Source organism: Nosocomiicoccus massiliensis (genome assembly GCF_000438455.1).
Lineage (GTDB): Bacteria > Bacillota > Bacilli > Staphylococcales > Salinicoccaceae > Nosocomiicoccus > Nosocomiicoccus massiliensis.
Window position 1 is genome coordinate 1 of sequence record NZ_CAVG010000046.1, and the last position, 12,232, is coordinate 12,232.

A 12,232-nucleotide genomic window follows, 5' to 3' on the forward strand; every position below is an offset into this window, starting at 1 on the left:
TTTATTTAACAAATTGAGATCCCACGCCTCAATTTTTATTAATTATAATTTTTATCTAACATATTTTGCACATGGAATCCGATTTTTGTTAATATCCTATTATATCTAACAGATTTCAACCAAATTCATTCGTTATTGTAAAATACAGCATCAATCTAGCTCATTTAATTAACCTCACACAAACACCACGCATTTTAAGATGAAAAAACACCCTAAAACATTTGTTTTAGGGTGTGTCCGATTACTTATCTTCTTTTACGATGTGTACGTTGTGGTTGCTATCGAATTTTCCTTCTTCATCCACAACTTCATAGTCCTTTTTGTTGCCTTGCTTCTTGTCGTATTTATCAAATTCTTTTTCAGTATTCTTTACTGAATTTTCATTTTTGGCTTTTTGTTGTTCTTTTTTAACTTCATTAGCAGCTAATCCACCTTCGTCTGCAAGGACTGCTTTAGAACCTTTCGTGCTCTGTTCAGCTGTAGAATCAGGAGTCGTGTACACTTCGTCCTTTTTATCTTCTACTTTTTCTTTAACTTCCTTTTTTTTGAATCGACGTCTTCTTTCACGTCTTCGGATTTGTCTTTCACGTCTTCAGCTTTATCTTTAGCCTCATCGACTTTATCTTCAGCTTTAGATTTCACTTCTTCAGCTTTATCTTGAGCTTTGTCTTTCACGTCTTCAGCTTTATCTTTCACATCTTCAACTTTTTCGTTGACTTGTGCTTTTACGTCATCTACTTTATCAGCTACTTGATCTTTAACGTCATTTGCGTTGTCTTTTAACTCATTTAAGTCTTTAGAAGCTTTGTTTTGGAAGTCTACTGCTTCATTTTTAACTTTGTCGACAGTGCCTTTTGCCTTTTCAGCAAGTTCATCGACTTTGCCACTCGCCGAATCTTGAACATTTTTAGCATATCCTTTTGGATCTTCTTTTGCTTTTTCTATTTCACGTTTTACCGCTTCTTCGTTATCTGCTAATTTTTTAACTGCGTAACCTACACCAACAACTGCTGCTAACTGTAACACTCTTTTGAATAATTTCTTCATAATAAAAAACACCTCTTCGTTGTAATTAGTCTCTCAACTACTTATTACATACCCGATGGTGTTTTTTATAAACGTTTTTTAAATTAAATTTTTTAAATCCGTTAATTCATCTTCTGTTAAGCGTCGATATTCGCCCGCTTCGAGTGTCTCATCCAATACTAGATTTCCAAACTTAACTCGTTTTAACTCGAGTACTTCGTTATTTAAATATTTAAACATACGCTTCACTTGGTGAAATTTACCTTCTGAAATTGATAAAAGAACTTCATCCTCTTCGATGGCTTCAACTTTGGCAGGTTTTGTCGTGAAGTCTTTTAACGGTATACCTGTTTCTAAAAAAGTAATATCTGACTTTGATACACCATGTTTTAGTTTACAATAGTACGTCTTAAATACTTCTTTTTTCGGACTTAGTAATTGATGACTTAACTTCCCATCATTGGTGATGATAAGCAGTCCTGTCGTATCGATATCGAGACGACCAACGGGAAATAATTCACGATACTGAGGGTGATCGATTAAATCAATAACTGTCTCATGCTCAAAGCTTTCAGTCGCTGAAATCACATTTTGTGGTTTGTTTAACATAAAGTACATATACTCTTCTAATACGACTGAAAAACCATCGACTCTAACTTCATCGTCGTCTTTTACTTTAAATTTTCTGTCTTTAACGGTTTTTTCCCCTACACTGACACGACCACTTTTGATCAATTCTCCAACTTCTTTTCTAGAACCAAAATTTGCATGCGCTAAATATTTATCGAGTCTCATAAGAATCTCACCTTACTTCGAATCTTATTTGCACGTTCACCAAGTACTCTGTCCGCTAGACCGGATTTAAATATAACCACTAAATAAATGAACGCTCCGACACTGACACACGTCGCAAGAGTTATAATCGCATTTCTTCTTACTGTAATATCTAATGATAAAACAAATAATCCATACACAATCTCTACAGCTAGAAGCATAATTAAACTGTATAGAACTATTTCTAACATCGGTGTTAATATTTTTCTAAAACTAAATCTTCCATACTTTTTAATGATAAAGAAATTGAACATCACTCCACAAAATAGCGCAATGAGTGTTGAAATAACTGCACCAACAGTGTGGAAGTACATAATTAGTGGGAAGTTTAGTGCTGCTTTAATGACTAAGACGAGTAACACTACAAGCACATTAAACTTTTGTTTCTCTATTCCCTGGACGATAGATGCCGTCATACTAAATACAGAAATCACAATACAAACTGGTGCATAAATCGTTAAAATTTTAATGCCCATTTCACTAAAACTATAAAATGATGTATATAACGGCACTGCCATAATCATCATACCGACTGCTGCGGGTACGACTAATGTCAGTTGAAGTAACAACATCGTACTTACTTGATGCTCGAGTTCGTTAAACTTCTTTTGCTGAAAACTTTTCGTTATAAACGGCAAGATCGTAATTGAAAACGACACAGCTAAACTGACTGGAATCATAACGAGTTTTTGTGTCGTAATATTTAACATTCCAAACCATGCATCTTGCACGTTTGACGGTACCCCTACAATTGCGAGTGCGTTATTATGTGTCAATTGGTCAATAAACATCATCATTGGAAACGTAATACCGATGACGACAAATGGTATACCAGATAAAATAATCTCTTTATACATTTCTTTATAAGATAATGTAATACCCGTTTTATCTTCTTTAAGAGAAGCTTCAATCAATTTTTTACGTTTAAACCAAAATACTGCTAGTGTAATTATTGCACCTATTGCTGCGATAAAAGCAGCAAATACAGCGATTTGGTTCCCTTGTTGAATCGTTCCACCCATCACGCGAATCACAACGTATGAACCGACTAAAACGACTGTGATACGTACAACTTGTTCTACAACTGATGAAACACTTGTTGGACCAAATGATTCAAATCCTTGGAAGACACCGCGCCACGTCGCCATAAACGGAACGACGATTACTGCAAATGCGACGACACGAATAATATTTGTAATTTCATCGTGTCCCCATACGTGCTCACCATCTGAAGATGCCGCGAGCTGAATATCAGCAATGACAGGTGCGAGTAAATACAGTACCAGAAAGCAAATCAACCCAGACACTAACATAACGACAAGACTCGAACGATAGAGTTTTTGCGTCGTTTGAAATGCACCGAGAGAATTATACTTTGCAACGAATTTTGAAACAGCACCCGGCACACCAGCTGATGCGATTGAAAGCATGATAGTATATGGTGTGTACGCATATCCGTATAGTGCTAGATTTTCTTCTCCACCCATGATGCTATAAAATGGAATGATATAAATCATTCCTAAAAATTGTGTGATTAGACTCGCTGAAGACAAGAACAGCGTACTTCTAAACATTTTTTGATTTGAATTTGACATTTAAAAACCTTCTTACATAATCATTAAGCTATATTATAATAGATTCATTCGTTTTTTTAAATCAATTGAGGTGAAACACGATGTACGATACGATAATTATCGGTGGCGGCGTATCCGGTATAATGGCGGCTGTCGCTGCAAGTCAAAACAATCAAAAAGTATTACTCATCGAAAAAAATAAACAACTCGGTAAAAAGCTACTAATTTCAGGCGGTGGGCGTTGTAATGTTACGAATAACCTACCGTACGAAGAGATCATTCAAAACATACCAGGTAACGGTAAATTTTTATACGGACCGTTTTCTATATTTGATAATCAATCCATCATACAATTTATAGAGTCGCACGGTGTCAAATTAAAAGAAGAAGACCACGGTAGAATGTTTCCTGTTTCAAATAAAGCTAAAGATGTTTTACAAGTCTTTTTAAATCGTTTAAACGATCAACACGTCGAATTATTATTAAATACCGAAGTGAAGGAGATTCTTCATGATAATGCTTCAATCACAGGTGTTACATTAACAGATGGCAAGACAATTAAAAGCCATAATATTATCATTACAACCGGCGGAAAAAGTGTACCCCACACGGGATCTACTGGAGATGGATTTAAATTCGCTAAAAATCTTGGACACTCAGTGACAAAACTATTTCCAACAGAAGTGCCAATTTTAAGTAACGAACCTTTTATAAAATCTGGAGACTTAAAAGGTTTAAGTTTAAAAAACGTGACACTATCAGTTTTAAAGAAAAACGGGAAACCAAGAATTTCACATCAAATGGATATGTTATTTGCTCATTTTGGAATTACTGGACCTGCAGCGTTACGTTGTAGTCAGTTTGTAATTAAAGAACTTGAAAAACAGAAGACAGAAACTGTTATGATGGAACTAGATTATTTTCCAGAGTTATCGAGTCATGACTTACGACAAAAAATTGATATTGATGTCAAAGCAAATAAAGATAAAGCCGTTCATAACGTATTAAAACAATTTATCGAAAATAGATATGTCGATTTTATGTTTAATCATTTAAAGTTAGATAAAACGATGACTGGACATAATTTTGATAACGAATCGAAAAACAAAATTTTAAATTTTTTAAAATCATTTCAATTTAAAGTAAACGGAACACAACCGATAGAAAAGTCGTTTGTCACAGGTGGCGGTGTCCACTTAAAAGAAATTGACCCGAAAACAATGGAAAGTAAAATAATAAAAGGTTTACACTTTGCTGGCGAAGTATTAGATATCCATGGCTATACTGGAGGGTATAACATCACAAGTGCATTAGTTACTGGATACGTCGCAGGACAGCACGCAGGGCAAAACACAAATTAAGGAAGGTATACAATGAAAGAATTAAAAAAATCACCAAATTATTCATCTCTTGAATATAGAGAACAACATATATTACCACTCATGAAAGAAACGATGGGACGCTTAAAGTTTCTAGAATCTTCAATCGTTAAAAATAAAACGATTCAACCAGAGCATTTAAATAAACTCATTCAAAACCATGTGGAACATATGCTTCTTGCGATGAGTTATGAACAAGTCGTTTCATATCGTATCAATGAAGATAATGAAGAGATACCGTTAGATGACTATTACGCAATGCATGCGCTTTTCAGATCGACACCCGATAAATTTGGCACATATAACTACACAGATGCACAAAAAGATATTCATGAAAAAGTACTACGCTCATTAGATGAGTATGTTGAAAGAGAAACACATATCATTAAAGCATTACCTTTTGATCATAATGAGTATTACGATGGTCTAGTGAAAGTGCTCGATCACCTCATAAAAAGCAACATTTTAATTTTATCTAAAGTGTTAAATAAAAAATTCCGTACCGAAGCACTAAATCATTTAACGACGAGTGTCATCGAACAGCTATTTGTGTATACAGAACTCGAAAATCCATTCATTACTAGTTATGCTCAATACAGTCTCGCTTTCTATGATCAATCATTAAAACAGCAAATGCTGGATGCTGAAATCAAAGAAGATTAACTTTAGGAAAACCTCATCATTGTATGAGGTTTTTTTAGTTTATACTAAAAATTATTTTCTTTTACTTAATGATGCAGTATAATGAAAGTGATTACATAATTATTAGGAGTGATATTATGTTGACAACACTACTCCCCTTTCTCATGATGACTGCATTGTTTATCGGTATCGTATATTTTAAAAAGTTTTTAGCTAGAAAAATTTAGACCTACCTTCATAATTATTTTGAAAATCAAAATTTACAAAACAAAAAACTGCGTCACGATAAAAATCGTAGACGCAGTTTATATTTTAATAACGAATTATTTTAATTCGCCACTATATTTACAAGTTTTCCAGGTACGACGATTACTTTTCGAACCGTTTTACCTTCAATCGCTTCTTTTACCTTTTCATCGTTTAAGGCAATTTCTTCTACTTGTTCTTTACTTAATGTTGGATCCATCATAATACGCGCTTTTGGTTTTCCAAGTACTTGTACGAGTACTTCTACTTCATCTTCGACAAGTTTTGACTCGTCAAATGTTGGCCACTCTGCGTACGTAATCGTATCTGTTTCACCAAGTTTTTCCCATAACTCTTCAGAGATGTGTGGTGCGATTGGTGATAATAGTTTTACGAGACCTTTCGCATAATCAAGTGACACTTCATCAACTTTATATGCTTCATTTACGAATACCATCATTTGAGAAATCGCCGTATTGAAATGCATATTATCATAGTCTTCTGTGACTTTTTTAACTGTTTCGTTGTACACTTTATCGAGTTTAGGCGTTTCTTTATCGACAACCGTTTCTTTTACATTGTTGTCCTCGTCAATTAATAATCTCCATACGCGGTCTAAAAATCGTCTCGCACCGTCTACACCTGTCGTTGTCCATTCTACTGAAGCGTCTAACGGTCCCATAAACATTTCATATAGACGTAAAGTGTCTGCTCCGTGACTTCTTGTAATGTCATCTGGGTTTACGACGTTACCTTTTGATTTAGACATTTTTTCGTTACCTTCACCGAGGATCATTCCTTGGTTAAATAATTGTTGGAATGGTTCTTTTGTTGGAACAACACCGATGTCATATAAAAACTTATGCCAGAATCTTGCATATAGTAAGTGAAGCACAGCGTGTTCAGCTCCACCAACGTATAAGTCAACAGAGAGCCAGTGTTTTAATTTTTCTGGATCTGCAATTAACTCATCATTCGTTGGATCGATATAGCGAATGTAATACCAGCAAGACCCTGCCCACTGTGGCATCGTATTCGTTTCACGACGACCTTTAACACCATCTTCACGGACAACAGTTAGCCACTCTTCATTGTTTGCGAGTGGTGATTCACCTGTACCTGAAGGCTTTATTTCGTCCATTTTTGGAAGCTCTAATGGTAATTCACTTTCTGGCACTGCAGTTGAAGTTCCGTCTTCCCAGTGGATAATAGGAATCGGCTCTCCCCAGTAGCGTTGTCTAGAGAATAACCAGTCACGTAATTTATACGTTACTTTTGCTTCACCTACTTTTAATTCTTCTAACTGTTCGATTGCTTTTTGAATCGCTTCTTCGTTATTTAATCCGTCTAAAAATTGAGAGTTCACGTGCTTTCCGTCACCAGTAAATGGGAGTTCCTCATCACTATCTACAACACGTTTAATATCTAAGTCAAACTTTTTAGCAAATTCATAGTCTCTTTCGTCATGTCCAGGAACCGCCATAATCGCACCTGTTCCGTATGACGCAAGAACATAATCCGCTACGAAAATCGGCATCGATTCGCCACTAAATGGATTCACAGCATAGCTTCCTGTAAATACACCTGTTTTATCTTTTTGAAGCTCTGTACGTTCTAGATCTGATTTATGAGATGCTTTTTCAACATACTCTTCGACAACAGATTTTTGATCATCTGTCGTAATTTTTTGAACTAAATCATGCTCTGGTGCAAGCACTGCATACGTCGAACCAAATAACGTATCTGGACGTGTCGTAAATACTGTAAATGTTTCTTCAGTATCTTTAACATTAAACGTCACGTGTGCACCTTCAGAACGACCAATCCAGTTTCGCTGCATATCTTTTAATGATTCAGGCCAATCTAAATCGTCTAAATCTTCGAGTAAACGATCTGCATACTCTGTAATTTTTAAGACCCATTGACGCATCGGCTTACGAATCACTGGGTGACCACCACGTTCAGATAATCCGTCGATGACCTCTTCGTTCGCAAGTACTGTACCAAGTGCTGGGCACCAGTTTACAGGTACTTCATCAACATACGCGAGTCCTTTTTCATATAGTTTGATGAAAATCCACTGTGTCCATTTATAATAATTCGGATCTGTAGTGTTTACTTCACGATCCCAGTCATATGAGAAACCGAGCTCTTGAATTTGACGACGGAAGTTATCGATATTCTTATTGTTAAACTCATGAATATCGTTTCCTGTATCTATTGCGTACTGTTCAGCTGGTAAACCGAACGCATCCCACCCCATCGGATGAAGTACGTTATATCCATTCATACGCTTATAGCGCGCTAAAATATCAGTCGCTGTATACCCTTTTGGGTGACCGACGTGAAGCCCAGAACCTGAAGGGTATGGGAACATATCTAGCACGTAATATTTTTCTTTACTAAAATCGCTCGTGTCCGTTTTAAACGTTTTGTTATCTAGCCAATAATCTTGCCACTTTTTTTCAATTTTACGATGATTAAATGACATTTTCTTCCTCCTATATAAAAATCCCAATGTCAAAAGACATTGGGACGATCTATTAGACCGCGGTACCACCCGCATTCACATCATTGTGCAACTTCATTTAGAATTTTCATTGTAATTATTGGACGAGTTCGTAAATTTTTGACGTTAGTTTTCACCAACCACTAACTCTCTAAAAGTCATACGTTTACTACTATTTCCTAAAATTATTATAATTCGTTTAATTATATTTTGCAAACTTCTTTTCTAAATAAAACGACGTCTTATAGTCTATAAATTAGACTATAATATATATTAAGTAATATTTTGGAGGCCGTTATGCTAAATAGAGTTTTAGACCAAAGTAAACAGTTCGCTTTAGATATACTACACCCTCACTCGATCGCAGTAGATGCGACATGTGGCAATGGAAATGACACTTCATTTTTACTCGACCATATTTCTAAAGGTAAAGTGTATGCATTCGATATACAAAGTGAAGCGATTGAATCGACGAAAGTAAAAATCGCCAATCATAAAAATTTAGAGCAACTGACTATAATTCAAGATAGCCATGAGAATGTTTTACAGTATGTCGACAAACATATCGACGTCGCAATGTTTAACTTAGGCTTTTTACCGAAAGCTAACAAAACAATTACGACACTCTCACATTCAACAATCACTGCCATCGAAGCAATACTATCTCAGTTATCCGTCGGCGGTCGTATTATTATTACGATTTACCATGGCCATGAAAACGGAAAAGATGAAAAACGTGCAGTCTTATCATATGCAGAAAAACTCGACCAACACTTTTTTAACGTTTTAATGTACCGCTTCATCAATCAAAAAAATGATGCACCGTTTATTTTAGTCATTGAAAGAAGACGATCTATCCCATGAATCCGATGTGATGTTGAATATCTTCTAAAAATCGTTCGACATGATAAAATGGCACGTTTATATTTTCTCTTTGGAAAATACCGTGTTCAATATTATTCAGTCGGACGATTTTTAAATAATCAGTGTCCACTTCTTTTATGATATGTACATTTCGGTCCACATCAATGATGTCATTATCATTTGAATGAATGCATAATACATCTACATGAATTAAATCCATATCATTTTCTATATTATTCATACGTTCGTTCATTAAGCTATACCAATGATAACTCACTTCTTCAGTAAGTAACTCATCTTTAGAATAACGCTCTAACCATTTGTTATCTGATGTAAAACTCGGCATATCGATACCAAGTTTAAACTTCGATTCGTCACTCGATAATCGTATAGAGGATTTTAGTAGATTTTTACGGTTTATAAATGATTGTTTAAACGTAAATAATGGGTTTAAAAATATAGCACCGTCAATTTGAAGCGTCTCTTCTTTTAATGCTTCAGCTAATATGAGTCCACCTAAACCTTGTCCGACAACGATTACCGGTAGTTCATATCGATTGGCTACATCTACCCATTCTGTGAGACGTTCGATATATTGCTTAAAATCTTCGACATGCCCTTTATTCATACGTGTCGTTTGTCCTTGGCCTGGTAAATCACCCATTAACACATGGTAGCCAATACTATTAAATTTTGAAATTAAGTCGATGTAATACTCATGGTGTTCAATCATGTCATGTAATATTACAATAGTTCCTTTTGCTTTATTTTCAATTTCCCATTTCCACATAATTTTCCTCCTTACATATTGTAAAATATTTGATATTATATAATTATAACAAAGTTAAAGGACGCGTTTATAATGATATTAAACTATAAAGAACACGTTCCAAAAATTCATGATAGCACTTTTATTGCTCAGAATGCTACAATAATCGGTGATGTTCAAATTGGTGCACATTGTTCCGTATGGTTTGGTGCAGTAATACGAGGTGACGTTGCACCGGTTATAATTGGAGATTATACAAATATCCAAGATCAATCGGTCCTTCATCAGTCTCCAAATATGCCACTCACTCTAGAAGACCATGTCACAATTGGACACAGAGTGACATTACACAGTTGTATAGTAAAACGTGGTGCGTTAGTCGGAATGGACTCAACGATATTAGACGGTGCAGTAATTGGTGAGAACGCATTTGTTGGCGCAGGTTCACTCGTTACCTCAAATACTGAAATACCACCGAAAAGCTTAGCATTCGGCCGACCAGCAAAAGTGATTCGACAATTAACAGATGAAGACATACAAGAAATGACACGAATTAACGAAACGTATGTCAATCATATTCCACATTACAAAGGGTAGTTCTTATTATTTTTATATTTTATACATTTTGGAGGAATTTTTAATGGCAGTTTTACGCGACTTTTTTATTGGTTTATCTCAAATTAAACCAGTAAACGATGCAACGAAGAAAATGGGATTACGTTTTGGTGCTCAACACGTTGTCGGAGGAACAAAAACAGACGACACTGTTGAAAAAATCCGTCAACTCAACCAAAAGGGCTTATCTATTACAGTTGATAACCTTGGTGAATTTATTGAAGACCGTGCTCAAGCAGAAGTAGAAAAAAATCTAATTCTCGATATGATTGATGCGATTCATAGAAATCAACTAGATGCACATTTTTCAGTTAAATTAACACAACTTGGTTTAAATCTTGGAGATGACTTCATCTTACAAAACATGCGTGAAATTATGGAAGCTGCTAAAAAAGCAGATAACATGTTCGTAAATATCGACATGGAGAACTATGCTTCTAAAGAAAAAACGTTTTATGTGTTAGATGAGTTATTAAAAGATTACGACAATGTCGGTACAGTGTTACAAGCATACTTATTTGATAGTATGGAAGACGCTGAAAAGTACAAGGATAACCGTACGCGCTTAGTTAAAGGTGCTTACAAAGAAGATCCAAGTATCGCATACCAAAGCAAGAATGATATTGACAACAACTACTTTGAGTTAATTAAATATCACTTAACTCACGGTAAAGGTTTCACTTCGATTGCAACGCATGACCATAACATTATTAACCGCGTGATTGATTTCGTTGAAGCTAATGACATTTCACACGATTCATTTGAATTCCAAATGTTATACGGATTTAGAAACGATTATCAACTCGAATTAGTTGAAGAAGGCTACAACATGACAGTTTACGTACCATACGGTAACGACTGGTACGCATACTTCATGAGACGTCTTGCAGAACGCCCTCAAAACTTAAACTTACTCGTTAAATCAGTAACGACAAATAAAAAGTTCAAAGTCGGTGCAGCTGCTGCTGCAGCAGTCGGTGCTGGACTCGCAGTAACAAAATTATTTAAAAAATAATATAATAAAGGATACGGATCTTCCGTATCCTTTATTTATTAGGTGAATTTTATGAATAATAAGAGAATGTTTTTAGTATTTCTAGGTGGTACATTAGGCGGACTATGTCGATTTAGTATTGATACGATCCTTCAATATTTTGACAGTTTCTTTATGATTTCTACAATCATCGTCAATTTAGTCGGTCCTTTTTTACTCGGGCTCGTATACACTCGTTTTTAATAATACTATTTATGCACCAATCTTTATAACTGGATTCCTCGGATCATTTACGACTTTTTCTACATTGACCATACATCTTACAGTGACATTAGCGAATAACGTCATTATGTTTTATATCTATTTATTATGTGCAATGACATTTGGTTTCATGATGTTTTTAATCGGTTTAAAAGTGCAACAGTCAGTTGGTGAGCGCCATGTTTAAATTACTGATTATTATTTTACTATCAGGTGTTGGTGCAGTTATAAGAGATCTGATAACAATATATATGTCTAAGTCATTATATGGCACACTAATTGTCAATATTATTGGCGCATTTTTAGCAGGCACAATAATTCATATACCGTTTTTTATAGGAGATTATTATGATTTAATGATGGTTGGATTTTTAGGCGGATTTACGACATATTCTGCCTTTACAAAAGATCAATACGAATTGTTCAAAGAAAAACAATATATCAAACTTATCCTATACACACTTATAATGTTTTCACTTACGTTAATTGCATTCTATGTTGGTTATCATTTGAAACTTT

The 12,232-nt window shown here is 35.0% G+C and carries 13 protein-coding genes; 7 read left to right on the forward strand and 6 right to left on the reverse strand.

The window, feature by feature from the left end:
- Positions 1–241 precede the first annotated feature (241 nt).
- The 4 genes from TJ68_RS02225 to TJ68_RS02240 all read right to left on the reverse strand — a co-directional run bounded on the left by TJ68_RS02225 (position 242) and on the right by TJ68_RS02240 (position 3,455).
- Positions 242–502: a hypothetical protein gene (locus tag TJ68_RS02225; RefSeq protein ID WP_040928503.1), complete on the reverse strand. Its 261-nt coding sequence runs from the start codon at positions 500–502 to the stop codon at positions 242–244.
- Between the two features lie 17 nt (positions 503–519).
- Positions 520–1,047 carry a hypothetical protein gene (locus TJ68_RS08330; protein WP_148449614.1) on the reverse strand — a complete coding sequence of 176 codons (528 nt, stop codon included), beginning with the start codon at positions 1,045–1,047 and terminating at the stop codon, positions 520–522.
- Positions 1,048–1,125: 78 nt separating this feature from the next.
- Positions 1,126–1,821 (reverse strand): pseudouridine synthase, encoded by a 696-nt coding sequence (locus TJ68_RS02235; protein WP_040928504.1) that lies wholly within the window; start codon positions 1,819–1,821, stop codon positions 1,126–1,128.
- Complete coding sequence (locus tag TJ68_RS02240) at positions 1,818–3,455, reverse strand: putative polysaccharide biosynthesis protein (RefSeq protein ID WP_040928505.1); 1,638 nt, start codon at positions 3,453–3,455, stop codon at positions 1,818–1,820. The genes TJ68_RS02235 and TJ68_RS02240 overlap by 4 nt, the downstream gene beginning before the upstream one ends.
- Positions 3,456–3,535: 80 nt before the next feature.
- Here TJ68_RS02240 and TJ68_RS02245 point away from each other — a divergent pair, with 80 nt between their 5' ends.
- Entirely contained in the window at positions 3,536–4,795 is a 1,260-nt protein-coding gene (locus TJ68_RS02245) for a BaiN/RdsA family NAD(P)/FAD-dependent oxidoreductase (protein ID WP_040928506.1), read from the forward strand.
- A gap of 12 nt (positions 4,796–4,807) precedes the next feature.
- Positions 4,808–5,476 carry a hypothetical protein gene (locus TJ68_RS02250; RefSeq protein WP_040928507.1) on the forward strand — a complete coding sequence of 223 codons (669 nt, stop codon included), beginning with the start codon at positions 4,808–4,810 and terminating at the stop codon, positions 5,474–5,476.
- A 307-nt stretch (positions 5,477–5,783) separates the two neighbouring features.
- Here the strand turns inward: TJ68_RS02250 and leuS are convergent, their stop codons facing one another.
- Entirely contained in the window at positions 5,784–8,192 is a 2,409-nt protein-coding gene (gene leuS / locus TJ68_RS02255) for a leucine--tRNA ligase (protein ID WP_040928508.1), read from the reverse strand.
- 315 nt (positions 8,193–8,507) lie between these two features.
- Here leuS and mnmM point away from each other — a divergent pair, with 315 nt between their 5' ends.
- Complete coding sequence (gene mnmM, locus TJ68_RS02260; protein WP_040928509.1) at positions 8,508–9,074, forward strand: tRNA 5-(aminomethyl)-2-thiouridylate-methyltransferase MnmM; 567 nt, start codon at positions 8,508–8,510, stop codon at positions 9,072–9,074.
- Here the strand turns inward: mnmM and TJ68_RS02265 are convergent.
- Positions 9,064–9,864, reverse strand: a complete 801-nt coding sequence (locus TJ68_RS02265) for an alpha/beta hydrolase (RefSeq protein ID WP_052327255.1) — start codon at positions 9,862–9,864, stop codon at positions 9,064–9,066. The two genes, mnmM and TJ68_RS02265, sit on opposite strands and share 11 nt — an antisense overlap.
- 72 nt (positions 9,865–9,936) lie before the next feature.
- Between TJ68_RS02265 and TJ68_RS02270 the strand changes: the two genes are divergently transcribed.
- The 4 genes from TJ68_RS02270 to TJ68_RS02280 all read left to right on the forward strand — a co-directional run.
- Positions 9,937–10,440, forward strand: coding sequence for a gamma carbonic anhydrase (locus TJ68_RS02270; protein WP_040928510.1), 504 nt, complete (start codon positions 9,937–9,939; stop codon positions 10,438–10,440).
- A gap of 43 nt (positions 10,441–10,483) precedes the next feature.
- Positions 10,484–11,473, forward strand: coding sequence for a proline dehydrogenase family protein (locus TJ68_RS02275; RefSeq protein ID WP_040928511.1), 990 nt, complete (start codon positions 10,484–10,486; stop codon positions 11,471–11,473).
- Positions 11,474–11,524: 51 nt separating this feature from the next.
- A complete protein-coding gene (locus TJ68_RS08335) occupies positions 11,525–11,695 on the forward strand; it encodes a FluC/FEX family fluoride channel (protein ID WP_148449616.1) in 171 nt (56 codons plus the stop codon).
- Between the two features lie 197 nt (positions 11,696–11,892).
- A partial coding sequence (locus tag TJ68_RS02280) for a fluoride efflux transporter FluC (RefSeq protein ID WP_040928512.1) occupies positions 11,893–12,232 on the forward strand: 340 nt, incomplete at its 3' end.